Below are 26921 nucleotides of genomic sequence, written 5' to 3'. Positions count from 1 at the left end.
TTCTTTCCTTTTGTGTAATGCCAACCCCTAAATCACTGGCATGCAATGCTGATATTTGCTAATAAATTAATATTTGTTTTTGTATCAAGGGGTAATTCACTCATAATCTCCATTGTATTGCTACTATCGCCACTCAAAGCAACTGCGCTATATCTAGGGCTCATTGGGCTTATTGCATCTGAGCGCAAATCAAGTGCTATAACAGAGCATTTTTTCTTTAATAATGTCGCATAATGCTCTGCAAACTGATTGGCTTGTTTTAATGCTTCATCATAGCTTTGCTCAAGCACTTTTGACTTTTGGCTAGGCTTTATGGTTGCCCTTAGCCCAGAGCTTGATAGGCTTGCATAATGACTTTTAAGTGCGAGATAATCAAGATCTTTCAGCAAAGCATTGTATTGTGTAAGATCTTGTTGTTTAATTTCACATTCTAATGCGCCTTCGATTTTGTGTCCTTTTTGGACTTGCTGTCCATCTTTGTAGTCAAAAGTTGGCGCAAGGTTGAAGTTTCCTTTTTGGCAAAAATTATCTTTTTTGGCATGTTCTAAAACATCACTAAAAAGCTGCTGGATTTGAGCTTTTTCCTGCTGCGTGAGTGTGGCTTTGGTGCTAAGCAAAGGAAGCGCATTGAGTCTAATGCTACTTTCATAATCCTCATAAACAACCTCTGTTGAGATTTGCAATGTCTGCTGGATCTGCGTTTGTGCCATCATCGCATTTTGCTTTGGATATGCGATAAAATAACTCGCAAGCATTCCGCCGATAAATAACCCCAATACAACTATACAAATACCGATATATTTTAGACTTTTCATTTTGTATTCCTTTTTTGTTTATTACCTTAAATCACGCAATCCTTAAATATCTGATATGGCTTAGAACCTACCAAATCCCAAAAACTCTATCTCTATATATAATATGACTCAAAAACTGTAAGGCTTGAATTATAGCACAAACAATATCTATACGCTAAAAAATAATTAAAATTTATCAAATTGTCATAATTTTTGAAGCTAAATTCACAAAATCTCAAACAATAAACTCGCGCTACAAAACACTAAAATCTTTACAAATTCTCAATTCAGACCAAATTAGAATCAAAATTTAAGATAAAAAAGATACAATGCTATTCATTTTTTACTACTCTAAATAAATTTAGCTTAAAGGATTGTAATGAAAACAAAAAGAGGCATTCCGTATAGACACTTAAGGAATCTATTTAAATCCCTGCCAAATATCAGTCAAAAGCAGCTTGATCTAATCCGACAAAGCGCAGACTCTAAAACCTATCAAATCCTAAAAAGATTCTCGGGGCTGATTGACTCATCTATTATTAGTAACCTCGAACATGATGTGCAAACATTTATGTCTATGGCACAAGAGATAGATTTGCAAGAAAACAATCTGCAAGAGAACTAAACCAAGCTTTGCTTTTTGTGCTTTTTCTTATGCTTTCTTGTGCTTTTGGAATCCACATCATGAAGCAATGAAGCAAACACAAAACAAAGCTTAAATAGCATTAGAATGAGACTTTTGAGAATGTCGCATTTATTAGCAATGGCAGTCAAAAATAAAAGTAATAAAAAAATAAAATCAATAATAATGAAAGAATCATAAAAAAACAATGAAAAATTTACCAAACGCTCTTACTTTATGCCGTATTTTTTTGGCTATTTTTCTTCTTTTATTTTTACTGCATAGTGATTTATTTTTGCCACATTGGGTGGATTCAAGCTGGGTAAATTTTTTTGCGTGTATTATTTTTTGTATCGCCTCATTGACGGATTTTTTTGATGGCTATATCGCTAGAAACTACAATCTCAAATCAATCTTTGGCGAAGTGTTTGACCCACTCGCTGACAAAATGCTTATTTTGAGTGCTTTTATCGGGCTTTTGTTGATAGAGAGGGCAAACCCTTGGGCTGTATTTATTATCTTAAGTAGAGAGTTTTTTATCACAGGATTGCGTGTTGTCGTCGCTAGCTCTGGGCAATCAATCGCTGCAAGCAATCTTGGCAAATACAAAACAGGCGCACAAATTGCCGCTATTGCGTTTTTGCTTGCGGATTTTTTCCCCGGAGGCACTTTTTTGTTGTGGTTAGCGACTTTTATCACGTTTTATTCGGGCATTGATTACAGCATAAAATACTACAAAAGTATGAAATAATGGGTTTTGTCGAAGCGATTATAGCTCTTTGTTTTTTGATATTTTTTCACGAGCTAGGACATTTTAGCGCAGCCAAAATCTTTGGTGTTAGGGTTGAGACTTTTAGCATTGGATTTGGACCAAAGCTTATCACAAAAACTATCGCAAATACCCAATACGCGCTCTCGCTCATTCCGCTTGGTGGCTATGTCAAGCTCAAAGGACAAAACGATCTTAACCCTTTAGAATCAAACCCTGATAGCGATAGCTACACCTCCAAAAAAACATGGCAAAAAATCATCATTCTTTTTGCTGGGGTATTTTTTAACTTCATCTTAGCATTTGGCTTATATGGTATCGTTGGATTTATGGGCGTAAAGACACTTTTGCCAACGATTGGAGAAGTGAGTGCTAATTCTCCTGCGCAGCTTGCTGGAATCCAAAAAGGCGATATAATCATTAGCATCAACAACCGACAAATCAAAAGCTGGGAGGATCTCAATGAAGCGATTTTAGAATCTCAAACAACTCGTGTAGATTCTAGCATGGCTGGTGCAGAATCCAAAATAAACGCAGAATCTAAAACCGCCCACACAGATTCTAAGCCAAATTCTAGTCTGGATTCCATAGATTCTGGATTTGCAGAATCTAAAATCATAGAATCCAAAAAATCTAGTGTAGATTCTCATATAGATTCTAGTAATCCTGCCTCTAGCCTCACTTTAGATTCTGCTTCTGGTTTCACTTCAGATTCTATTGCTTCAGATTCTGCTCGCCATTTTTTAGATTCTGCCCCACTTTTAGAATCTACCCCACTAGCACTCACCCTCAAGCGAGGCACAGAGATTATCCACACAACCATAACGCCAAAGCTTATGAAAGCCACCTCGATATTTAATGAAACCATTTATCGACCAATGATTGGAGTGCGATCAAATGGCGATATTGGCGTGCTGCATTTTAGGGGATTTGAGCTTCTTGAGTATGCGTTTTGTGAGACCAAAAAATCCGCTAGTCTTATTTTTCAAGGATTACAAAAACTCATCATCGGAGTCGTGCCACTTGAGCAAGTTGGCGGGGTTGTAGGCATTGTAAATGTAATGGCAGATATTGCGCCAAGTGGTATGAGCGCGTTTTTGCTTCTTGTGGCACTTATCTCTGTCAATCTTGCTGTGCTTAATCTCCTGCCTATTCCTGCCCTTGATGGTGGACAGATTTTGTTTTGTCTGTATGAGGGCATAATGCGCAAACCTATCAGCCAAAAAATGCTTTATCGACTAAGTGCAGCTGGGTTTGGCATACTTATTTTTTTGATGATTCTAGGCACTTATAATGACATCATAAGGCTTATGCGATGAAGCCTCTTAGCGTAAGCTCTCTAAATGCGCAAATCAAAGCCTTGCTTGAGAGCACCTTTTTGGAAGTGCGCGTTGAAGGTGAGATAAGCAACTGCACGATTCACACAAGCGGGCATATTTATTTTAGCCTCAAAGATGAAGAAAGCAGCATTCGATGTGTGATGTTTAAAGGCAATACCAAATCGCTAAATTTCACGCCTACAAACGGACAAAAAATAATCGCTTGTGGGGGACTTAGCGTGTATAGCCCAAGGGGTGAATATCAGATTCTCTGCTCATCGCTTACGCCAAGTGGTGCGGGCGATCTTGCCAAGGCATACGAGCTCCTCAAAGCCAAACTCAAATCCAAAGGCTATTTTGAAAATAAAAAATCCATTCCACCATTTCCCAAAAAAATAGCTATCCTAACCTCTCTCACAGGTGCTGCCCTCCAAGATATGCTAAGAGTCGCAAAATCGCGCTGGAATCTTATCTCTATCGTGGCTATTGACACGCTCGTGCAAGGCGCAGAATCCAAATTTATGCTCGCAAATAATATCCAATTTGCTGATAGTTTTTTTGGCACAAAACAGGCTTTTGACATCATCATCATCGCGCGTGGTGGTGGAAGCAAAGAGGATTTGTGGGCTTTTAATGAAGAAATAGTCGCTGATGCGATCTATAACGCCAAAACGCCTATAATCTCTGCGGTAGGGCATGAGATAGATTTTGTGATTAGCGATTTTGTGGCTGATTTGCGCGCACCGACACCTTCGGCTTGTATGGAGATGGTTTTGCCAGATTCTAAAGAATGGCTCCAAAATCTTGATAGTATCACGGAGCATTTTGAATCCCAAATCACGCAGTTTTTTTCACACAAGCAAAAACAACTCGCCACACTTCAGCAACTCTACCAAAGTATCAGCTATCAAGCAAAACTCCAAAAAGCACAGCAAGACATTACAGAATGCTTTAGTTTTTTGCATTTGATAATGCAGCAATTTTTCATCAAAAAATCAAAAGAAATCGCCCCAAATCTCCTGCATATAAGCTTTGAATCAGCTCTAATGCGCCAAAGCTTTATCCTCCAATCCCTCCACAAAGAGCTTAGCGCGCTCAATCCTCAAAACAAGATCCATAATGGATACGTCCAAATCTCCATAAATAAAGCGATAAAAACGCTTGATAAACTCCATAATGGCGATATTATAGAGCTTTGCGATGACGTGATGGAAGCAAAGGCTGAGATTATTTCAATTCAGCAAAGTTAGATTCTAGAATCTATGCAAACGCAATAACACATAAAAAATTCTCTATTTTTAGCTTATTTTTGTAGTTTTGCAAGTTTAGCAGTGAGTCGCACTTTTCGTGCGTCGCAATGAGCTAAACGAAGCAATCTGCAAAAAGAAGCAAAAAGAGAGGATTTAGATTCTCTGGAAACTAGAATCTAGAATCTATCATTTATAAAACTTTATAAGAATATCCTAAATTCAAGACCAAACAGGAATCAAACTTTGATATTTTAAGCTAAATTAATACCTTAGATTTGTATAATTCAATTTTTAAAATTAAGGGGTTTCGTGTTTAATAAAATTGTTTTGATATGCAGTTTATGCGCTTTGAGTATCATCAATGCCAAACAAATCACCCAAATAGAATATTTAGGATTGCAATCGCTCTCTTCTATGCTTGCTGATGAAGTATCAAATATAAAAATCGGCGATGAGTTTAATGAGGCAAAAATAGATTCTGCGATTTTGGCGTTTTTTAGGCAGGGCTACTTTCGAGATATTTATGCGACTTTTGATCCTACTTCAGCTGATGGCGGAAAGCTCACCTTTCACTTCACCGAAAAGCCTCGCGTCGCAAGCATAGAAATCAAAGGCTATGGAAGCGATCAAGAAAAACAAACCCTCTACACACAAATGGGTATCAAAAAGGGCGAAACTTTCGATGATCAAAAGCTTGATCGTGCCAAAAATACGCTCAAAACCATTCTTGAATATCAAGGCTATTATGGCTCTATCATCGAGCAGAATCTTACAAAAGTCAATGACAACGCATATGCGATTATCTTTAATGTTAATCGCGGAGATAATATCCTCATCACAAAAGCATTCTATGAAGGGCGCAAAAAGCTTAAGCAATCCACACTAGAATCTTTGAGTGCAAACAAAGAGCGAGATTTTATGGGCTGGATGTGGGGGCTTAATGATGGTAAATTGCGCCTGCAAGAGCTTGAGTATGATAGCCTTAGAATCCAAGATGTTTATATGCGTAATGGATTTTTAGATGCGAATGTTTCAGCTCCATTTTTGAGCGCAAATTTTAATAATCTCACCGCTTCGCTGTATTATAAAATCAAAGAAGGCACGCAATATAGCGTGAGTGATATAGAAATTGATATTGATAAAGATATTATTCCTCTCCAAACCCTCAAAAAAGCCACAAGCGTCAAAGTCAATGCTGTGTTTAATATCGAGGATCTCCGCGCTGATGCGCAAACTTTGAAGCGACTTGTCGCTGATAAGGGCTATGCGTTTGCGCAAGTGCGTCCGGATTTAGACAAAGATGAAACAAACGCAAAAGTCAAAGTGCTATATCATATCCAAACCGGCGATAAAGTGCATATTAGTGATGTGCTTATTTCTGGTAATACCCGCACAGGTGATCGCATTATCCGCCGCGAGATTCTGCTTGCGCCCGGCGATCAGTATAGCCTTAGCAAGATCGCAGAATCCGAAAACGCACTTAAAAGACTTGGGTTTTTTGATAGTGTCAAAATCGATGAGCGCAGGATTAGTGAGGATTCTATGGATTTGCTTATCACGGTCAAAGAAGGGCGCACAGGGCAATTACAATTAGGCTTAGGATATGGAAGCTATGGTGGGCTTATGATTAATGGCTCAATTAGCGAGCGCAATCTCTTTGGAACAGGACAAAGCGGAAGTATTTATGCCAATATATCCACAGGAACAGGACAAAGCTATAACTATTCATATTTTGGACAAACAAGAAAATTTAATGGGCGACAATTTTCAGGAAATATCACACTTACAAATCCTAGAATCTTTGATTCTCGATTTTCGACATCTGGAAGCATTTATGGAAATTACTATATCAACTACCAATACATCGAGCAAAGCGGTGGATTTAGCATTAGTGCTGGGCGATTGCTGACACCGACTTTGCGCGTTTCATTAGGATATGATATAAATATTGTCAAAACTTCGGATTTTACAAGCCCAATTTATGCGAGATTCTATGCTTCACAAAACGAAATTGTAGGCACAGCAACAGCTGGCGATCAAACCATAGCCGTTACTGGAATCTGGAAAGACAATCATAATCTCCCTATCACTTCATCACTTTCACCAAGTATCAACTTTGACAATACAGATGATTATTACTTCCCCAAAAATGGTGTCATCGCTTCAGCCTATGCGCAGTTTGCAGGAATTGGCGGAGATGTGCACAATGTCAAAGCGTATGCCAAAATGGGCTTATATTATCATCTCAAATCCCTAATCGGTATCGATCTTATCGCGCGTTACAAAGTCCAAGGTGGCTACATCTTCCGCTATAATAAAGAAGACTTTTTGCCTTTGAATGCGGCATTTTATATGGGCGGGATAACAACTATTCGCGGATTTAGAGCAGGATCTGTTACGCCTTTTGATGAATATGGGCTTTGGGTCGGCGGAGATGGAATGTTTACAAATTCTGTTGAGCTAAGCTATGGAGTCTTAGAGGCTGCCAAAATGCGCTTAGCGTTGTTTGCTGATTATGGGTTTTTGACTTTCAAAGCCGATGGCAACGGGCGAGCTGATTTCAAAAACTATGGAATTCTAGGCGCAGGACGACACAATCTTGAATGGCGTGCTTCTATTGGGCTTGCGATAGAATGGGTATCGCCAATGGGTCCTATTGTGCTTATCTTTCCGATTAAGCGATTTAATGAAAAAAATACAGACTACACATCAAATTTTGAATTCTCAATGGGAACGCGGTTTTAGCTTGGCACAATTTGGCACAATGAAGACAAAAAACAAATGAGTAAAATAAATAAAAAGGGTAAAAATGAAACGATATAGCGACACAGAAATCGCGGATTTGATGAAAAACGCTTCTCTTAGGGATTTAGGCAAAATGGCAACTCAAGTCAAGCTTGAACTCCACAAAGACAAAATTACGACTTTCATCGTGGATAGAAATATCAATTATACAAATATCTGCTGGGTGGATTGTAAATTCTGTGCTTTTAAGCGCAGAATCGGCGAGAAAGGCGAGTATATTTTAAGCTTTGAAGAAATCGATAGAAAAATTGATGAATTATTAGCAATCGGTGGCACGCAGATTCTGTTTCAAGGTGGCGTGCATCCAAAGCTCAAAATCGATTATTACGAAGACTTAGTCAGCCATATCGCCAAAAAATACCCACAAATCACAATCCATGGATTCTCAGCAATCGAGATTAACTACATCGCCAAAGTTTCGCATTTAAGCATTCCTGAAGTATTGGCGCGCCTCAAAAAAGCAGGGCTTAGCTCAATTCCTGGCGCTGGGGCGGAGATTTTAAGCGATAGGGTGCGCGATATTATCGCCCCACGCAAGCTAGATTCTGATGAATGGATAGAAGTGCATAGACAAGCCCACAAACTCGATATAAAATCTACCGCAACAATGATGTTTGGAAGCGTGGATAATGATGAAGATGTGATTGAGCATTGGCGCAGAATCCGCGATTTACAAGATGAAACACATGGCTTTCGCGCATTTATCTTATGGAGCTTTCAGCCTGATAATACGCCCTTGCAAAAAGAATTCCCTCATCTCCACAAAGCAAGCTCTAATCGCTATTTACGGCTTTTGGCTTGCTCGAGGCTTTATCTTGATAATATCCCAAATATCCAAAGTAGCTGGGTTACGCAAGGAAGCCATATCGGGCAGTTGGCATTGCTTTTTGGTGCGAATGACTTAGGAAGCACGATGATGGAAGAAAATGTCGTAGCAGCCGCAGGTGCGAGAAATTCTATGAATCAAGCTGAAATGATTACGCTTATCAAAGATATAGATGAACTCCCCGCAAAACGCAATACAGCGTATGAGATTTTAGAGAGGTTTTAAGAGGTTAAGACTTAAAGAGAGAGTATCGGAGGCTTAGATGAGAATTATTTGGACTTTATTTTTGATGATAGGAGCACTTATGGCAAAGCATACAAGTGGATTACAAGAAATAACAATCAACACCATTTCCATTCCTGTTATTTATGAGCAATCAGGGATTATCCCAATCGGGCATATTCAGCTTGTCTTTCAAGGTGGTGGCACACTAAATTCTAGCCAGAATCTAGGACTTAGCGCATTACGTAATCAACTCCTCAATGAAGGCACAAAAACATTAGGAAGCGTAGAATTTGCAAAAGCATTAGAGCAAAAAGCAATCTCTTTGTATGTTTCAGGTGGCAATGAAACACTTTCTTTTCAGCTTGATTATCTCAAAGAAGAAGAATCTAGAGCTATCCAAATGCTAGGCGATCTCCTCACAGATCCAAACCTCACCACTCAAGCCCTCCAAAAATCCAAAACTGCGATCATCTCACAAATCCTCAATAATCAAGATGATTTTGATTATCTCGCTGATGAGCTTTTAGATTCTAAGCTTTTTGCGCTCACACCTCTTGCATACCCAAAGCTTGGCACTCCAGAGCAAATCCAAAGCTACACGCTTGATGATATAAAAAACTCAATCAATCAAGCCCTGCAACTCAAGCGATTGATTATTGTCGTTGGCGGAGATATTGATGTCTCATCTACGCTCAAAAAACTATCCAAAATCCTAGAGCAACTCCCAAATGGCACACAATATGATCGTCTCCATTTTACGATTAATCCTACCCCAAGCACGATGATTAAGCACGCACCAACAAAGCAAGCCTATATTTATTTTGGCTCACCATTGATTGTCAATGATTTGGCAAAAGAGAGCTACCTTGCCAAAGTCGCAAGTTTTATACTTGGCTCTAGCGGTTTTGGCTCTCGCCTTATGGAAGAAGTGCGTGTGAAGCGAGGTTTGGCGTATTCTGCATATATCAGCTTTACCACGCGCCCTCTTGTCTCTTACGCAAGTGGCTATCTCCAAACAAAGCTAGAATCTCAAGATGAAGCGATCAAAGTTGTCAAAGAAGTGATTGCAGATTTTGTCAAAAATGGCGTAACCCAAAAAGAACTTGACGCAGCAAAAAGCTTTTTGCTTGGTAGCGAACCTTTGCGTAATGAGACATTATCGCAACGATTAGGGGCAAAATTTATATTCTATTACAATGGTTTGCCACTAGATTTTAATGCTACCCAGCTCCAACAAATCCAAAATCTTGATCTTGCCACGCTTAATGCTTACATCAAGCAACACACAGAAATCAATAACTTAACCTTTGCTATCATCACTGCTGAAGCAAAAAGCGCGAAATCAAAACAAGATTCTAGCCAATCGCTTGCCAAAACAGCAAAAACACCCACAAAGTCATCACAAAAACCAAAAAAGGAGCAAAAATGACTACCCAAAACTCATCGTTTGAAACCATCATCGGGCTTGAAGTGCATGTGCAGCTAAACACCGCGACAAAGATTTTTTGCTCTTGTGCCACAAGCTTTGGAGAAGCGCCAAATACCAATGTCTGCCCCACCTGCCTAGGACTGCCCGGCGCGCTGCCAACTCTTAACATCGAAGCGGTCAAAAAAGCCATCTCTTTTGGCACAGCGGTGAATGCGCAGATTAATCAAAACTCAATCTTTGCGCGCAAAAACTACTTCTACCCCGACTTGCCCAAAGCCTACCAGATTAGCCAATATGAGATCCCAATCGTGGGGCGTGGCAGTCTTGAAATCGAGTGTGAGGGTGAAAAAAAGCGCATAGGCATCACGCGCGCACACTTAGAGGAGGACGCGGGCAAGAATATCCATGAGGGGGAAATCTCAAAGGTTGATCTAAACCGCGCCTGCACGCCGCTATTAGAGATCGTCAGCGAGCCTGATATGCGAGATTCTAACGAGGCGGTGGCGTATCTTAAAAAACTGCACTCAATCGTGCGCTTTTTAGGCATAAGCGATGCGAATATGCAAGAAGGGAGCTTCCGTTGCGATGCAAATGTCTCTATCCGCCCTAAGGGAGATTCTAAACTCTACACGCGCGTGGAGATAAAAAATCTCAACTCCTTTAAATTTATCCAAAAAGCAATCGACTACGAGGTGGCGCGCCAGTGCGAGGCGTGGGAAGATGGCAAGTATGAAGTCGAGGTGGTGCAAGAGACTAGGCTTTTTGATACGACAAAAGGCGCGACGCGATCAATGCGCGGTAAGGAAGAGGCGGCGGACTATCGCTATTTCCCAGAGCCGGATTTGCTGCCGGTGTATATTGATGAAAAGCTAATGAGCGAGGGGCGCGCGATCCCTGAAATGCCCGATGAAAAATGCGTGCGCTACTGCACTGAGCTAGGGCTAAAAGAAGCCGATGCGCGCGTGCTTATCTCAAGCGTGGAACTTGCGCGCTACTTTGAGCAAATGCTAGAATCTGGCGTGAGCGCAAAAGGAGCGCAAAACTGGCTCACAAACGAGCTTTTAGGCAGGCTTAAGGGTGAAAACACCATAGAATCTTGCGGAATAGATTCTAAAACCTTGAGTGTCCTTGTGGCGCGCGTAGAGGGTGGGCAGATAAGCGGCAAAAGTGGCAAAGAAATCCTTGATGTGCTGGTGGCGCAAAAAGGTGGCGATGTCGATAAGCTTATAGAATCTTTGGGGCTAGCGCAGGTAAATGATGATAGCGCGCTAATAAATGCAATCGATTCTGTGCTAAGCGCTAACCCTGATAAGATCTCTGAATACAAAGCCGGCAAAGACAAGCTTTTTAGCTTTTTTGTAGGGCAGGTGATGAAAAACGCTAAAGGCGCAAACCCCGTGCGTGTGAATGAGCTATTAAAAGAGAAGCTACAATGAATTTCAAGACGCCTTAGCGCACTATTTGAAGAGCAAAAGACAAGCACAATGCAAAAATGGCAGAAGTGGCAAAAAAATATCGGAATCCTCTTTCTTGCGCTCTCGCAGGGCATTTTACTTGGAATTGTCTTTTATAGCATACTTGATAAGATGGATTCTGATTGTATTGAATTTTTTTATGTAAGTATCATTTTTGGCTGTGTGGGGATTTTCTTACCTATCTCCAAGCTCTTATATGCGCGCAAAATAAAAGCTTTTATCGCTTTGCTTGTTTGTATTTTTGGGTTGTATATAGCCACGATATGTATTACTAACTCTGAAGCTGGCGGGTGGCTAAGTATCTTTTTCTTTGTGCCATTTGTAGTAAGCCTTATTTGCGGAATTTGCCTTATTTTTGTGCGCACTATTGTGTGCCATAAGGGCTTTGGGCTTATGGTGCTAACATTTTGGCTTCTTATTATGCTTTGGTGGTTGCATTGGATACTCTAGAGATGTTAGAAATGTAGTGTAGCCCTAACCCCTAAAACCCAAAGAATCTTGCTAGATTTTATATGTTTGATATTTTTATTGAAGCCATTGACCCAAAACTCCATTATCATTTTCGTATTTCCAATCCTCATCATCTTCATCATAATCGCCTTTTTGCGCTATTTTTGCATGTGTTGTGTTTTGTGCGTTTTGATTGAGATTGTGCCAAAATCCATAATACACTTGAGCGGGCGTGCCATTTAACTTCATCAATTCATTGCAACCGACTTTGATTCCAAGCTGGCAGGATTTTTGATAATAGATTCTTGCTTGCGTATAATCACTCATATAATCGTTGATGATGAGATGTTGCGCGACTTTTAAGCAGCTTATACCATCGCCATTATTGCATTGCTGTGTGGATATTTCCATATTGAATTCTGCTTTCTTGTTTTTACTCAATATATCTTTGAGGCTTTTTGCGCCAAGAGTGCTGTATCCAAACGCCACAAGACATAGCACAATGGCGATGTGTTTAAGTGTCTTGAATATTTTGAGTGTGCTTTTCATTTTTAATCCTTTCTATGCTTTGATGTGTGATGTTTGATTTTTGCGTGATTTGTGCGACTTATTTATCTCATCTATCTATCGCATCTATCTCTTTGCCTATTCTCTACATTGCCTCGGGCTAAACATATAAAGCAAATCGCTTGTTTTGATAAATTTTTTATATATTAATTTTTATAGTGTAAAAATCAAGATACATTTTTGTAATATTTCACACAAAAGGATAGAAAATGACAACATACACTCAATTATTACGATCTGCCTTTAGAGCAGTGGGTATGGTATTTGTTTTAGGGATCGGGGTTTGCACTGCCAATACTGCTGATGATTCTCACACTATGCATGATATGGCGCATGATACACATACTCACGCACAAACAAATCACTCACATCACGATAATCACGATATGCTTGAAGCTATGCATAAGCCAATGATGCAAGCCAAAATCTCAGAATCTGGCAATGTGGATAAAGATTTTCTTGTCGATATGATCCCTCATCATCAAGGCGCGATAGATTCTGCAAAGCTCTACCTTCAAAACAACCCACAAAACCAAAAACTCCAAGAAATCGCCAAAAATATCATTAGCTCTCAAGAAGCAGAAATCAAAGAATTCCACACTCTGCTTAAAGGCGAACTCAACGCTACCAAGCTCTCCAAACAGCAATACAGCCAATATCTCACAGCCACAAAGCACAATGCAAATACAATGATGAAAGATATGAATCAAGTAAAGCCAAGCCAAAACATAGACAAAGACTTCGCACAAGCGATGATTCCTCATCATCAAGGCGCGATAGATTCTGCGAAGCTTATCTTGCAATACACCAAAGATACGCGTATCCAAAAAATCGCCCAAGACATCATCACCGCTCAAGAGAGAGAAATACAAGATTTGACTCAGATTTTAGATGAAATAACAAAATAGCCTATCTTGAGAATCTAGCTTGCTATCGCTTGAGATAAATTGATCTGAGTTGCAAGCTAGCAAGTTGTAATTAGCAGATTTAAGCTAGCGGATAATATGGCTTACAAATTTTGAGTAATTATCCAAAATAAGCCCGCCCTTGCGGAATCCAAGCCCGCAAGACTCATACGCAAAAAATACATTTGGCTGATAATACATTCCGTTGTGAGTATTGAGCTCATAAAATTCTTGATATACAGATTTGAAATTCTCATAAGAGCCATTATTTTGTGCTAGCGCGACCCCTTGAGGATTGAGAATGCTGACATTTGCGCCCTCTCGCCCAAAGCTTACTTTTTGGACTTGCTGTGTGTTTGGTAATGGCTCAAAAGAAGCGCGCAATAATAGCGGGTGATTTGGAAACAAATCCCAAAGGATTTTTAGCATTCGCTTGCTTTGAAACAATATCGTATAAGCAGGATTAAGAAAGATTCCAGCTTTATTATCTATAATCCCGCGCATTAGCATTGCTAATTCAGGCTCATCAATTGCAATGCTCTCCCATGGCAAAAGTTTAAATAAAAACTCATAATTTTCATCATTATAAAACACACCTTGCGTCTCAGAAAAAGAGATGTCTTGAATATAGGCAAACTCTGTTTCAAACCCAACACTCTGTGCAATCTCTTTGAGATACAAAGTCGTGCGCTCCTCTTCTGCGTTGCCAGATACAGAGCTAAAGAGAATCTTCCACCCCTCATACATCTCATCAAAGCGACTTATATCATCACCCAATGTAATCATTCGCTTGAAATTATCAGCGAGGGCTTGATAGATATTATTAAACTGCGCATTTTCATCAAGATGATTTGCCTTTAGCATAGCCCACTGGATCACTGCGCTTTCATAGAGCATAGTTGGCGTATCAGCGTTAAATTCAAGAAGCTTGATAGGCTTCCCATCAATCCCACCAGCAAAATCAAATCGCCCATACAAATGCCAATGCACTTCATCTTCCCAGCTTTGCTTTATCATCGGTATAAGCGAAACAGGAATATCTAGCTCAAAAAATAAATTATTTTTAATCACATATTCTCCCGCTTCACAAAACATCTCATAAAGTTCATTCCCCGCATCATAAAACGCTTCACATTCTGCTTGCGAAACTTCGACCATTTCAGGCTCGATATAAGGCGTAGAATCCAAATCCGTATGCCATTGCAAACCCATAGATTCTAGCTCTTGGGCATTCAGGGGTCGTAGTGGTGTAACTTTCATTATTTATCCTTATTATTTTCACTTCAAAACAGACATTATAATACAAATCCTGCTTATAAAAAATAAATTTTCACTTTTGCATTATCAACCACATTTACGCTACAATACCCACCTATATCCAGAATCTCAAATTTTAAGTTTAAAAATCTTGAGTTTAGATTTAAGTTTAAGTTTAAGTTTAAAGTCTAAGTTTAGATTTAAAGTTTGAGAGCTTTAATTCTATTCTAAAAGGAGCATTTATGCTATTTTACTTACAACAATGTATAAAGCGATGTATTCCAAATACATTAAAGAATATAGTGCGACATAATAGATTCTATACAGAGTATATTTTGCCATGGCGTTTAAATTATCAACAAAAAAAAGTTGCAAAACTTGATGATGAAACATTTTTAACAATGAGACATAAGCATATATTTGGTTATATTCCTAATTTTAAGAATCCACAAACATTTAATGAAAAAATAGTGCATAGAATGCTTTATGATAGAAATCCAATATATAGTGCATTAGCTGATAAACTCAAAGCTAGAATCTATATTGCTACTTGTTTGCAAGAGCTTCAAAATACTGCAAATATATCTCATACATCAAACATATCTGCTACTATGTCTAATACTACTATATCTATTAATACTATGGGGGGGGGGGCAGAGCAAAAGTAATGCTTTAGATTCTAAGCATTCAAATCTTTCAGATTCTGTTTCTTATTCAAATCATTTAGAATCTTTACATAAAGTAGATTCTGCAACTTTTAATTCTAATTCCTTAGATTCTTTAAATTCAAATTATTCAAATCTTTCTAATCATTTAAAATCTAAAAATTTAGATTTTAGTTTAGATTCTGCTACTCACAAGTTGGATTCTGTTAGTTTAGATTCTAAGCATTCTCAATCTCTTGATTCTGTTTCTTATTCTAATCATTTAGATTCTAAAAATTTAGATTCTGTTTCAAATCTTTCAGATTCTAATTCCTTAGATTCTATTAATTTGCATTCCATAGATTCTGCAACTCTTTCTTTACTCTTTATGCCTATTGATGATATACAAGACAAACTCTTTGAGACAAATACTTGTGAGTTTTTGCCAAAGATTTATGGAATCTATAAGAATGTAGAAGAGATTGATTTTACACATCTTCCACAAAGCTTTGTTTTAAAAACAAATCATGATTGTGGAGGAGTAGTCTTAGTGCAAGATAAAGATGAGTTTTTAAATAATAAAAAAGTATTTCAAGAATCTATGGATAAATTAAAAAAACATTTAAATACAAATTATTATACAAAGACTAGAGAGTGGCATTATGATAATATAGAGCCTAGAGTATTTGTGGAGGAGATGCTTGGGGAGAATTTGAGTGATTATAAGCTTCATGTTATCTGTAACAATATAAGCCATATTGATATTATTAGCGATAGACTTAAATGCCCAACAACAACTACAATGAATGAACAATGGGAAGATTTAGAATTTAACTATAAAAATAAAGCAGTAACGCTTTTGCCAAAGCCACAGAATTTTCAGACACTAAAAAATATAGCCCTCCATCTTGCAAAACCTTTTGATTATGTAAGAGTAGATTTATATGTAATCAAAAATAAAATTTTTGTAGGCGAGCTTACTTTTACTCCAAATGGAGGAATAGACACAGAAATTCCACCAATTTGGGATAAAAAACTCGGTGATTTATGGAAGATTAAAGCCTAGATTTTAGGATTTGGATTCTTTAGCAAGCCTAAGGCATGACGAGGTATTTTAGATTCTAGATTCTGAAACCGCCTTATCTTATGGATTACCACGCAAGGTTAAATATTGCTTGCAATGACAAACCTGCCTCGTGCCTCGTCATTGCGAGGACGATAGGACGAAGCAATCTAGTAAAAAATGGATTGCCACAGCCCTAAAGGGCTTCGCAATGACAACAAAATGATAGATTCTATGCAAACTAAAATCTAGATTCTAGAATCCTTGCTACCCTCATTTAAGAATGACAAAATAAAATATTTAATCACAATATAACGCGCGCTAGATTCTAGCCTTACAAACCAGAATCTAACCGCAAATCATCAAAGCGCGAAATCTTTGATTGTGTTGAAGTTTAGGTATGTGTAGATGTTGTTTTCTTTGCCTTTGAGTTTGTTTGGCACGAGATTCATATACTCCTCTATGCTTGGCAATCTTCCGAGTCTCGCGCAAACAGCGCCAAGTTCAGCACTTCCTAGATATACTTTTGCGCCTCTACCCATACGATTGTCAAAATTTCTTGTCGAAGTCGAAAACACAACTGCATTATCTCTCACGCGCGCTTGATTACCCATACAAAGACTGCAGCCCGGCACTTCCATTCGCGCCCCTGCTGCGCCAAATAGCGACAAGTAGCCCTCTTTTGTGAGCTCTTTTTCGTCCATTTTTGTAGGCGGAGCCATCCACACTTGCGTAGGGCTAGCACCCGCGTCTTTGACGATCTCACCAAACGCCCTAAAATGCCCTATATTTGTCATACAGCTTCCGATAAACACTTCATCAATATTGTGCGGACGATTTGGATCTGCTAGAATCTCACTCAAAGTTGCCACATCATCAGGATCATTTGGACAAGCCAAAATCGGCTCTTTTATTTCAGCCAAATCAATCTCAATCACAGCTGCGTATTCTGCGTCTTTATCAGCCTTCAAAAGCACAGGATTTTTAATCCACTCACGCATTTTTTCAGCTCGTCTTTTGAGTGTTTTGGCATTTTGGTAGCCATCTTTTATCATTGCTTCAATCAAAGAAATATTAGATTCTAGGTATTCGATGATTGGCTCTTTGTTAAGGGCTATCGTGCAAGCTGCGGCACTACGCTCTGCGCTTGCGTCTGAAAGCTCAAACGCCTGCTCTACTTTGATATTTTCTAAGCCCTCGATTTCAAGGACTTTGCCACTAAAAATATTTTTTTTGTTTTGCTTTGGCACAGTTAAAAGCCCTTGCTTAATCGCATAATACGGAATGGCATTGACTAAATCGCGCAAAGTAATGCCCGGATTCATTTTGCCTTTAAATCTCACAAGCACAGATTCTGGCATATTAAGTGGCATACTGCCCGTAACTGCTGCAAACGCAACTAGCCCGCTTCCTGCTGGAAAGCTAATCCCAATAGGAAATCTCGTGTGAGAATCTCCACCTGTCCCCACGGTATCAGGCAAGCAAAAGCGATTTAGCCACGAGTGGATAACGCCATCTTTTGGACGCAATGCAACCCCACCGCGAAAAGTCATAAAATCTGGCAAACTCGCCTGCAAGCTCACATCTGCTGGCTTTGGATATGCTGCTGTATGGCAAAAGCTCTGCATAACAAAATCCGCACTAAAGCTAAGGCTGGCTAGCTCTTTTACCTCATCACGCGTCATCGCTCCTGTGGTGTCTTGTGAGCCGACGGTTGTCGCCTTTGGCTCGCAATACTCTCCTGCGCGCACGCCATCTTTACCGCATGCGATACCGACCATTTTTTGCGCAAGCGTGAAGCCCTTGGCACTTGAAGTGGGCTGTTTGGGTTTGGCAAAATCATTTGACTCACCAAGCCCTAAAAATTTACGCGCCTTATTGGTAAGCCCTCTGCCGATGATAAGTGGAATCCTCCCACCTGCGCGAATCTCATCAAAGATTGTATTTGGTGTCAAGCTAAATCCACTCACAATTTTACCATTTTTGAGAATCTCGCCATCATAGGGCTTTAGAGTGATAATATCACCCTCTTTAAGCTCATCGACTTTGGCTACAATAGGCAAACAACCGCTATCCTCGCAAGTCGCGAAAAAAATCGGCGCTATGATTCCGCCAATCACAAACCCGCCACTTTTTTTGTTAGGAATATATGGAATCTCATCGCCAAAATGCCACACAATAGAATTACATGCTGATTTGCGGCTACTTCCAGTCCCTACGACATCGCCCACATATACGACTTTTGCTTGATTGTCTTTGGCTATTTTTTTGATATTTTCTATTCTTGATTCGTAATTTTCTATACGACTTTTTAGCATCGCTTTGGCGTGTAATGGAATATCACTGCGCGTGAAAGCATCACTTGCGGGGCTAAGATCATCAGTGTTTGTCTCACCATCGATTTTTAACACTGCTAATTTTATCTCTTTTGGCAATTCTTGTCTGTGCTTAAACCACTCTGCATTCGCCCAAGATTCTATCACTTCTTTGGCTAGAGCGTTTGATTTGCTTAAAGTAGCGATTGTATCAAACGCATCATATACCAATAATGTATGCTTAAGCGCATTAGCCGCCTCTTTGGCGATATTTGCTTGGCTACTTTTGAGTGCTTCCACAAGATATGGCACATTGTAACCACCAAACATTGTGCCTAGTAATGTAATGGCAGATTCTGCAGAAATCACCTCACATCGCTTCTCTCCTTTGACAATCTCTCCCAAGAACTCCGCTTTCACCCTCGCACCATCATCTACGCCTGGACTTACGCGATTGACAAGCAAATCTTTGGCAAATTCTTTGTCGCCTTGTGAGCTTTGAGAATCTAAAAGAATCTCCACAACTTGCTTGACTTCATTTGCATTCAATGGTAATGGCGGAATGCCCTCTTGCTGCCTTGTCTGAAATGCTTGTTGGTATGTAGTAATAAAACTTTGCATTTTTGCTCCTTCCTTTTTATCGTGCTTTTTATTTTGCGTTTATGTTGTAAGACTTTTAAAGTATATCAAATTCTTAACTGAAAGTTTTTTGATTATGAAGGTTAAATTTTTTATTACTTTTTAAATTGTCTCATATATACACAAATCACCGCAGAAATACCACATAAAAATGAGGTGCAAAAATTTGCAACTACACTTTGAGCGTTTCAAGTAATTTCAAATCAAATCCCTTGAGAGCGGCGTATTCTCTGTGATTATTGCTGATGAGCTTAAATTCTTTAATGTCAAGTTTTTTAAGAATTTGTGCGCCAATGCCAAAATTTTTCATCAATTCAGATTCTGTGCTTTTGTCGCTGATAAAAACCAAATACCCGCCTTCTTTTTGCAAAGTCTTAATGCATCGCAGGACAAATTCAAAATTTTCAAAATCACTCAAAAACTCATAATCTGTCCGAATCGTATGAAAGCGCACAAGTGGCGTAGCATTGCGCCCAAATCTAAACACATAATGTTCGCGATTGATATGATCTTTGAGAATAATTTTTTCGCATTTCTCTCCCAAAAACACACTCTCTTCTTTTCTGATGAGATTTAATAAACTCTCTGTCTGCAAACGATATGCCACCAAATCCGAAACATACAGAATCTCAAGATTATGTTTTTTTGCAAAATAGCTCAAAAACTGATCACCCCTAGCTGCCATAGTTCCATCTTCTTTCATAATCTCACAAATCACACTAACAGGCTTTAGCCCTGCCATTTTGCATAAATCTACACTTGCTTCAGTATGTCCTGTACGCACAAGCACCCCACCCTCTTTAGCAATCAATGGAAAAATATGCCCCGGACGAACAAAATCTTGTGGCTTTGAAGCAGGATTACACATAAGATTAATTGTAAGATCTCGCTCGTATGCTGAAATGCCTGTTTTAGCAGATTTTGCATCGATTGAAACGGTGAAAGCGGTTTCATGATTAGAATCATTTTTTTCGACCATTGGCGAGAGTTCAAGATTCTGAGCGATGTCTTTTGTGATTGAAACACAAATCAATCCTCGCGCTTCCTTTGCCATAAAATTGATTTTTTCAGGTGTGCTAAAAATCCCTGCAAAAACCAAATCTCCCTCATTTTCTCTCTCTTCATCGTCCATGATGATAACCATTTCTCCATTTTTGATAGCAGAGATCGCATTTTCCACGCGTTTGACATAATCGGGCGTATTCATCGTATAAAATCCTTAAAATATTTCAAAAGTTTTTGCGGAATTATACAAAAAATATTGACAAAAAAACAAAAAATTATATATAATTGCTCTTTTTAAATCAGACATTTTAAACATCAAATAAAATATTAAAAATCAAAATATTGGGGTATCGCCAAGCGGTAAGGCACCTGGTTTTGGTCCAGGCATTCAGAGGTTCGAATCCTTTTACCCCAGCCACTTCTTAAATAATTTAGTCCATAAAACTTAATTATATTCAAAATATCGCGGGGTAGAGCAGTCCGGTAGCTCGTTGGGCTCATAACCCAAAAGTCGGCGGTTCAAATCCGTCCTCCGCAACCAATCCAAACAAATCTAATCCAAATACAAAACTCCTTAAGGAATCCAATGATTACGGTAGCACATAGTCCAGATGCTGATGATATTTTTATGTATTATGCAATCGCTTTTGGGTGGGTAGATTCTAGGCTTAATCAATGCTTTAGCAATATTGCTTTAGATATTCAAACCCTCAATGACGCTACACTTAATCAAAAATTTGATGTGAGTGCTATTTCATTCGCACTGTATCCATTTGTGCGAGAATCTTATGCGCTTTTACGCACAGGGGTGAGCTTTGGCAATGGATATGGCCCAAAACTCATCAAGCGCAAAAACACAACTCTAAAACCTCATTTCAAAGTCGCGCTCAGTGGCAAACACACAACAAACGCACTTTTATTTCGCTTAGCGTATCCAAACGCAAAAATTGTATATAAAAATTTTTTAGAGATTGAGCAAAGTGTGCTAAATGGTGAAGTCGATGCGGGTGTGCTTATCCATGAGTCGATTTTAAACTTTAGCGACAAACTTGAAGTAGAGAGGGAGATATGGGATATTTGGTGTGAGCTTGCGGGGCAGGAGATTCCACTACCGCTTGGTGGAATGACATTGCGGCGATCGATTCCGCTTAATAAGGCTTTAGACATTGAAGAAACACTAACAAAAGCTGTCCTCATCGCCACACAAAACAAACCCATACTCTCAAAAATGCTATGCGAGCGCAATCTTATCCGCGTCAATGCCACTGAGCTTGATACCTACCTCAATCTCTACGCAAATAATGACTCCATAACCTTAAGCAATCAGCAATTCTTAGCTTTGGATACACTCTTTAAGCTTGGCTATGATAACGGAATATATGATACTGAAATACATTGCAAAGACTATATGCTACCCAAAGAATATTTGAATTTTAGGCACTCATAGAATCTACAAACCCTTATTTTTTATTTTATATTCTTACTCAACCCTAATCATATAAAGATTCTCAAAATCTCTTTGTATTATTTTTATAAACACATATTGTGTTTGTATATTTTTGTAACATTCTAGTAAAAATTTTTCTATAATTTAATCAAACACATATTGTGTTTTATAAAATAGTGATAGTATCACAACTAAATAAGCTCTAAGAGCACAAAAAGAATCTAAACTAGATTCTCTTAATACAATCCTTGTGGAATGTATGAGTGTAAGTGAGTTAATTTCTAAATTAAATGTAAGGAATACAAATATGAACAGACGGACATTTTTTTACCATTCAGGCGTGTTGTGCTCTAGCCTAGGCTTGCGTGCCTTGGGCGGGAGCGCGACACTTGGGGCATTTAGCTTTTTGGGTGCGCAGGAATTCAGCGCGCCAAAAATCGGCTATTTGCCAATCACAGACCACTTGCTCATCATCGCAAAAGAGCTGCAGGACGCTAATTTCACGCCCATTAAATTTTCCTCTTGGGCGGATTTGAGCGAGGCACTGCGCGCTGGCGCCATTGATGGGGCGTTTATCCTAACTCCCCTTGCGCTTAAATTAAAATCGCAAGGCGCAAAGATTAAAGCCCTGCTTGCCACGCACAGAAATGGCTCCGCGCTTGTGGTCAAAAAGGGGCTTTTGCAAGAAGGGCAAGCGCATAACCCAAGCCTGCTAAAAGGGCGCAAGATTGCCATTCCTAGCAGGTTTTCGACGCATTATCTCCTGCTTTGCAAGCTATTAGAGCAAGCGGATGTGGATATAAGCGAGCTCAAGCTCATCGACATGCCACCGCCTGAAATGCTCCAAGCGCTCAATGCCGGCAGTATCGATGGCTACATTGTCGCAGAGCCCTTTTGCATAGCGGCACAAGCGCGCGCGCTGGCAGATATTTTCATCCTCTCAAAAGACATTGCGCCCAATCACATTTGCTGCGCGCTTGTCTTTGGCGAGGGCTATTTGCAGGCAAAGAGGGAATCTGTGCTGTCTTTGGTGCGTGATTTTAGCCAAACTGCGCGCTTTATCACCCAAAACCACCAAAAAGCCGCCGAACTTAGCCGTAAATTCTTAGGGCAGAAGCCAGAGCTTATCACAAAGCTCTTAGGCGAGCAAAAGCGCGTCATTTATGAGAATCTTGCGTTAAACAAAGAGGACATCACGCAAGTGCTTAAAGATTCCAAACATTTTGGCGTGGGGGATTTTAGCGTGAGCTATGAAGACTTTGTGGATTCTAGCTTTTTGCAAGCCCTCGCGCTTGTGAGCGAATACAAGGCGCTTGTGTAGTTTAGCGCGCCAACAAATGCAAGTGCATTGATTAAACCATTTTAGTTATAATCGCACGCTTGCAAAATACAGCATGAGAATCTTGCGAGATTCTATAAATTTAGACAAAGTGGAAATAACCAGAGTTACAAACGCAAAGAGCAAACTTTAGTTTTGCGAGCCCGCAGGCTTCAGGCGCTCTTGGGAATTCATTTCCCAAGAGCAAAACAATCTTAAGGAATAAGAGGGCTTTAGGCGCTAGGTGGGGCTTTGCTCCACCTAGCAAGACAATTCAAAGGAATATTTTATGAAATTTTTTAGCAAGTGGCGGATTCTCTCCTTTGTGCTGGTGCTAGTATTTCTTACATTCTGGGAGATTCTAGCCCAAAGCGCATACATACTAAACCCGCAAAAGGCTATCCCACCGCTTAGTATGGTTTTTGCGAAGTTTATCGAGCTTTGCGAAGATGGAATCTTAGGCGCTGCGGTTGTGGATTCTCTTGGGCGCTTTTTTGCGGGGCTACTCATTGGCGGAGCGCTTGGCAGTGGCGTGGGGCTACTCTTAGGGCGTTTTCGTGCCATTGAGATTCTGCTAGAGCCCTTCACAAAGATTTTTGCGCCCATCTCGCCCATCGCGTGGCTGCCCATCATCGTGCTGTGGCTTGGTATCGGGAATCTTGGTGCTATTTTTATCATCGCCTATGCCGTGTTTTTCCCTACTCTTGCGCTCTCCATCGCTGGTGTGCGCTCGATTAATCCCACGTTGCTTGCGATGGCAAAAAACTTTGGTGCTAGCGAATGGCAAAAATTCCGCGACATTATCCTGCCCGGTGCTTTTGTGCATATCGCAAGCGGGCTAAAGCTCGCCGCATCAGTGGCGTGGATACAGCTCGTGGCAGCAGAAATGCTAGGCATTCAAAGCGGGCTAGGCTATCTTGTCGCAGATGGGCGCAACCTGCTTGAGCTTGACATGGTCATCGTGGCGATGCTCTGGATTGGGCTTTTGGGCTATGGCATAGCGCTGCTTTTTGGCGCGGTGGAGAAGCTGCTCTTAAGGGCGTTAGGGGTGCAATCATGAATATCATTGAAATCAACAACTGCTCAAAAATCTATGGCACGCAAAAGGTGCTTGATGGGGTCAATCTTGACATCAAAGAGGGCGAGTTTATCACGTTGCTTGGGGCGAGCGGCTGCGGGAAAAGCACGCTTTTAAACATCATTGGCGGGTTTGAGGGCTTTGATGGTGGGGAAGTGCGCGTGCAGGGCAAGAGCTTTACGCGCCAATGCGATAATAACCTCTGTGTCAAGGTCTTTCAAGATTACGCACTTTTGGAGTGGAAAAGCGCGCTTGATAATGTCGCTTTTGCGCTGAAAGCGGCAAAGGGGCTAGATTCTAAAGCAGCAAGGCTTAAGGCGCGCGAGTATTTGGAGCTCACACATTTGCTAGGCTTTGAAAATCGCTACCCAAGAGAGCTTAGCGGCGGGCAAAAGCAGCGCGTGAGCTTGGCGCGCGCCCTTAGCGTGCAGCCAAAGATTTTGTTGCTTGATGAGCCCTTTTCTGCGCTGGATAATTTCACGCGAAACAGCCTGCAAGAAGAGCTTTTAAAAATCTCTCAAAGCCTTGGGGCGACTTTTGTCTTTGTCACCCATGACATCGAAGAGGCGATTTTCCTAGGCTCGCGCGTGATTATCCTATCACCCGTGCGTAAAAACATCATCGCGGACTTGCCCATAAATATCGACAAGAGCGAGCGCAACAGCCTTGAGTTTTTGAATTTAAAATATGAAATCGCATGGCTACTAAAAGCGCACAGATTCCGCTTGGAGTATGTGATTTAGTGGCAGGGTTTGGGATTTTAAAGCGCGCGTTTAGAATCCCGCGATTTTTAGAATCTGGGCAATTTACATTGCCTAGATTCTAGAGATTTCTCTAGTAAAACTCTTACACAAAGGACAAACATGGAAAAAGTAATCCCAACAAGCTGCACGAGGCTAGACCCAATCGATAAGGCAGGGCTAGATGCGCTCATTAAAGATGGCAAGGCAAACCCAGAGGTGATAAAAACGCTCAAGTGTAAAACCGTGGCTGAGGGCAAATTCCGCCACGCAAACTATATCCGCAATCTGCCCGCTTACATAGTCGATGAGCCGCCAACCCTGCTTGGCGATGACACCGCGCCAAACCCAAGCGAAGCAGTGCTAGCCGCACTTGGCAGCTGCCTAGCAGTGGGCATCCACGCCAATGCGATAGCCCAAGATATTGTGATAACAAAGCTTGAACTTGAACTTGAGGGCGACCTTAATATCACCGCAGTCTGGGGCACAGGGGATCTCTCAAAGGACAAACCGCTAGGATTCACTCAGGTGCGCGTGAAAGTCAATCTTGAATCAAACGCCTCAAAAGAGGTGCAAGAGAAGCTCATAGCACACGCCACGAAATATTCGCCCGTGGCAAACACGATTTTGCGCGCAGTGGATTTAGACATAAAGAGCTAATATGAGCACCCAAAAAACTACAAAGCTGACACAAGATGCGCTTAAAAACCTTAGCAAAAGGCGCGTGCAAATCCACGCAGGCGAGTATCCTAGCGAGATACTCCACACTTTTGGTGCAAGCGGGCTTTATGGCGCATTTAAGCAAAAAGGTGCTTTAGGCTTAAAAGACGCGCTTAAGAGCGTGCAAGAAATCTCAAAAGTCTGTGGCAACACGGGCTTTTGCGTCTGGGCGCAACAGAGCCTGCTTTGGTATATCCTTAACTCTTGCAACGCCACAAGCGCGCAACAAGAGCTTTTTAAGGCTTTAAGCAGCGGGGAGATTCTGGGTGGCACGGGGCTTTCAAACCCTTTCAAAGCCCTAGCTGGCTTAGAATCTATCCGCCTGATCGCAAAGCGCACAAAGGGCGGGATTTTGCTTAATGGCACGCTTGCCTTTGTCTCAAACCTAGCATTCGGGCATTATTTTGCTGTGATTGCGCGCTTAGATTCTAGCGAGGATTGCGCAGGTAAAGATTCTGTAAATAAAGACTCTGCAAGCAAAGATTCTGCGGGCGCGGATTCTAAAAGCGCGCTCACGCCTGATTCATGCATCATGGCAATCGTGCGCTGCGATGAGGATCTCAAGCTAAAAAACATTGCGCCATTTTGCGCCTATGAGGGCTCAGGGACCTATGCCTGCGTATTTAAGGACTATTTTGTGAGCAGTGAATGGATTTTAAGCGACCCCGCAAGCGCAATTTTGCCCAAAATCAGTGCTGGCTTTGTCGCGTTGCAGTGCGGTATGGGGCTAGGAATGAGTGAGAGTGCGCTTGAAGGTTTAGAGAAAAAATGCTTTTTTCCTAAAGAAACCCTACAGGCACGATTAGATTCTCTCAAAGAGCAAATTTATGCACTCACGGAGGTGATTTATTCTAAAAATGCCCTAAAGAGTGTGCTAAAGCTTAAACTAAAACTCATCGCACTTTTGCAAGAGCTAGTAAATGCAAATGTCATACAAAGTGGTGCTAGCGGATATTTTCAAGGTGCAAAGGCAAGCAAACTCTCAAATGAAAGCGCGTTTTTTAGTATCATTAGCCCAAGTTATGGACATATACAAAAGCTCTTAGAATCTTAATCTAATGCTTCTTCAAAATTAGCGCTCCAAGTATATTTGCTTTTCATAGATTCTGGCATTACGCAAAAGATTTTATAAAGCTAGAATCTAGAATCTACTCATCATTTCAAGCGACCAAAATAAGCAAATGATCTATTTATAGATTCGAATTGTGGTGGATTCTAGATGGTTGATTTACTAAAGCAAGGAATCAAAATTTTATTTA

23 protein-coding genes and 2 tRNA genes are annotated in these 26921 nt (G+C 40.4%); 20 read left to right on the top strand and 5 right to left on the bottom strand.

The genetic code is table 11. The features are described 5' to 3' along the window. Positions 1–32: 32 nt before the first annotated feature. A complete protein-coding gene (locus DY109_RS06290) occupies positions 33–815 on the bottom strand; it encodes an SIMPL domain-containing protein (RefSeq protein WP_023948833.1) in 783 nt (260 codons plus the stop codon). Positions 816–1173: 358 nt separating this feature from the next. On the opposite strand from DY109_RS06290, the gene DY109_RS06285 reads away from it, so the two are divergent. The 9 genes from DY109_RS06285 to DY109_RS06240 all read left to right on the top strand — a co-directional run bounded on the left by DY109_RS06285 (position 1174) and on the right by DY109_RS06240 (position 11964). Then, positions 1174–1419 carry a hypothetical protein gene (locus tag DY109_RS06285; protein WP_023948831.1) on the top strand — a complete coding sequence of 82 codons (246 nt, stop codon included), beginning with the start codon at positions 1174–1176 and terminating at the stop codon, positions 1417–1419. 205 nt (positions 1420–1624) lie between these two features. Then, positions 1625–2167: a CDP-diacylglycerol--glycerol-3-phosphate 3-phosphatidyltransferase gene (pgsA, locus tag DY109_RS06275; protein ID WP_023948827.1), complete on the top strand. Its 543-nt coding sequence runs from the start codon at positions 1625–1627 to the stop codon at positions 2165–2167. Further along, a complete protein-coding gene (gene rseP / locus DY109_RS06270) occupies positions 2167–3504 on the top strand; it encodes an RIP metalloprotease RseP (RefSeq protein WP_023948825.1) in 1338 nt (445 codons plus the stop codon). The genes pgsA and rseP overlap by 1 nt, the downstream gene beginning before the upstream one ends. Next, on the top strand, positions 3501–4754 hold the full coding sequence (gene xseA, locus DY109_RS06265) for an exodeoxyribonuclease VII large subunit (protein ID WP_023948823.1): 1254 nt from the start codon (positions 3501–3503) through the stop codon (positions 4752–4754). Before rseP ends, xseA begins: the two co-directional genes overlap by 4 nt. A gap of 309 nt (positions 4755–5063) precedes the next feature. After that, positions 5064–7499: an outer membrane protein assembly factor BamA gene (gene bamA, locus DY109_RS06260; protein WP_023948821.1), complete on the top strand. Its 2436-nt coding sequence runs from the start codon at positions 5064–5066 to the stop codon at positions 7497–7499. 64 nt (positions 7500–7563) lie between these two features. Beyond that, the gene (locus DY109_RS06255; RefSeq protein ID WP_023948819.1) at positions 7564–8610 is read left to right on the top strand and encodes a dehypoxanthine futalosine cyclase; all 1047 of its coding nucleotides are present in this window, start codon (positions 7564–7566) and stop codon (positions 8608–8610) included. A 79-nt stretch (positions 8611–8689) separates the two neighbouring features. Continuing rightward, the gene (locus tag DY109_RS06250; protein ID WP_081714910.1) at positions 8690–10039 is read left to right on the top strand and encodes a M16 family metallopeptidase; all 1350 of its coding nucleotides are present in this window, start codon (positions 8690–8692) and stop codon (positions 10037–10039) included. Beyond that, positions 10036–11475, top strand: a complete 1440-nt coding sequence (gatB, locus tag DY109_RS06245; protein WP_023948814.1) for an Asp-tRNA(Asn)/Glu-tRNA(Gln) amidotransferase subunit GatB — start codon at positions 10036–10038, stop codon at positions 11473–11475. Before DY109_RS06250 ends, gatB begins: the two co-directional genes overlap by 4 nt. A gap of 48 nt (positions 11476–11523) precedes the next feature. Continuing rightward, on the top strand, positions 11524–11964 hold the full coding sequence (locus DY109_RS06240) for a hypothetical protein (RefSeq protein WP_023948812.1): 441 nt from the start codon (positions 11524–11526) through the stop codon (positions 11962–11964). A 75-nt stretch (positions 11965–12039) separates the two neighbouring features. Here the strand turns inward: DY109_RS06240 and DY109_RS06235 are convergent, their stop codons facing one another. Next, positions 12040–12513, bottom strand: a complete 474-nt coding sequence (locus tag DY109_RS06235) for a hypothetical protein (RefSeq protein WP_023948810.1) — start codon at positions 12511–12513, stop codon at positions 12040–12042. A gap of 227 nt (positions 12514–12740) precedes the next feature. Here DY109_RS06235 and DY109_RS06230 point away from each other — a divergent pair, with 227 nt between their 5' ends. Further along, positions 12741–13439: a DUF305 domain-containing protein gene (locus DY109_RS06230; RefSeq protein WP_023948806.1), complete on the top strand. Its 699-nt coding sequence runs from the start codon at positions 12741–12743 to the stop codon at positions 13437–13439. Positions 13440–13523: 84 nt separating this feature from the next. Here the strand turns inward: DY109_RS06230 and DY109_RS06225 are convergent, their stop codons facing one another. Next, on the bottom strand, positions 13524–14696 hold the full coding sequence (locus DY109_RS06225) for a glutathionylspermidine synthase family protein (protein ID WP_023948804.1): 1173 nt from the start codon (positions 14694–14696) through the stop codon (positions 13524–13526). 239 nt (positions 14697–14935) lie between these two features. Between DY109_RS06225 and DY109_RS06220 the strand changes: the two genes are divergently transcribed. Together DY109_RS06220 and DY109_RS06215 are read left to right on the top strand one after the other, a co-directional pair. Further along, positions 14936–15361 carry a hypothetical protein gene (locus DY109_RS06220; protein WP_235148491.1) on the top strand — a complete coding sequence of 142 codons (426 nt, stop codon included), beginning with the start codon at positions 14936–14938 and terminating at the stop codon, positions 15359–15361. A 364-nt stretch (positions 15362–15725) separates the two neighbouring features. After that, positions 15726–16403, top strand: a complete 678-nt coding sequence (locus tag DY109_RS06215) for an ATP-grasp fold amidoligase family protein (RefSeq protein WP_115737882.1) — start codon at positions 15726–15728, stop codon at positions 16401–16403. Between the two features lie 359 nt (positions 16404–16762). Here the strand turns inward: DY109_RS06215 and acnB are convergent, their stop codons facing one another. After that, positions 16763–19336 (bottom strand): bifunctional aconitate hydratase 2/2-methylisocitrate dehydratase, encoded by a 2574-nt coding sequence (gene acnB, locus DY109_RS06210; protein ID WP_023947978.1) that lies wholly within the window; start codon positions 19334–19336, stop codon positions 16763–16765. 190 nt (positions 19337–19526) lie between these two features. After that, positions 19527–20561: a bifunctional 3,4-dihydroxy-2-butanone 4-phosphate synthase/GTP cyclohydrolase II gene (locus DY109_RS06205; protein WP_023947980.1), complete on the bottom strand. Its 1035-nt coding sequence runs from the start codon at positions 20559–20561 to the stop codon at positions 19527–19529. 141 nt (positions 20562–20702) lie between these two features. Between DY109_RS06205 and DY109_RS06200 the strand changes: the two genes are divergently transcribed. From DY109_RS06200 to DY109_RS06165, 8 genes are all read left to right on the top strand, one after another. Then, positions 20703–20777, top strand: a tRNA-Gln gene (locus tag DY109_RS06200). 46 nt (positions 20778–20823) lie between these two features. Further along, positions 20824–20900: transfer RNA gene (locus DY109_RS06195), tRNA-Met, on the top strand. Positions 20901–20945: 45 nt separating this feature from the next. Beyond that, positions 20946–21806, top strand: coding sequence for a menaquinone biosynthesis family protein (locus tag DY109_RS06190; RefSeq protein WP_023947982.1), 861 nt, complete (start codon positions 20946–20948; stop codon positions 21804–21806). A gap of 307 nt (positions 21807–22113) precedes the next feature. Next, positions 22114–23127, top strand: a complete 1014-nt coding sequence (locus tag DY109_RS06185) for an ABC transporter substrate-binding protein (RefSeq protein WP_051404631.1) — start codon at positions 22114–22116, stop codon at positions 23125–23127. Positions 23128–23413: 286 nt separating this feature from the next. Then, positions 23414–24184, top strand: a complete 771-nt coding sequence (locus DY109_RS06180; RefSeq protein WP_023947986.1) for an ABC transporter permease — start codon at positions 23414–23416, stop codon at positions 24182–24184. Then, positions 24181–24945, top strand: a complete 765-nt coding sequence (locus DY109_RS06175; protein ID WP_023947988.1) for an ABC transporter ATP-binding protein — start codon at positions 24181–24183, stop codon at positions 24943–24945. Before DY109_RS06180 ends, DY109_RS06175 begins: the two co-directional genes overlap by 4 nt. Positions 24946–25065: 120 nt before the next feature. After that, entirely contained in the window at positions 25066–25602 is a 537-nt protein-coding gene (locus DY109_RS06170) for an OsmC family protein (RefSeq protein ID WP_023947990.1), read from the top strand. Position 25603: 1 nt separating this feature from the next. Further along, complete coding sequence (locus DY109_RS06165; RefSeq protein WP_023947992.1) at positions 25604–26716, top strand: acyl-CoA dehydrogenase family protein; 1113 nt, start codon at positions 25604–25606, stop codon at positions 26714–26716. The last annotated feature ends 205 nt before the right edge of the window (positions 26717–26921 follow it).

It is taken from the genome of Helicobacter fennelliae, from assembly GCF_900451005.1.
GTDB lineage: Bacteria > Campylobacterota > Campylobacteria > Campylobacterales > Helicobacteraceae > Helicobacter_B > Helicobacter_B fennelliae.
This window is presented reverse-complemented; position numbering and strand designations above follow the sequence as displayed.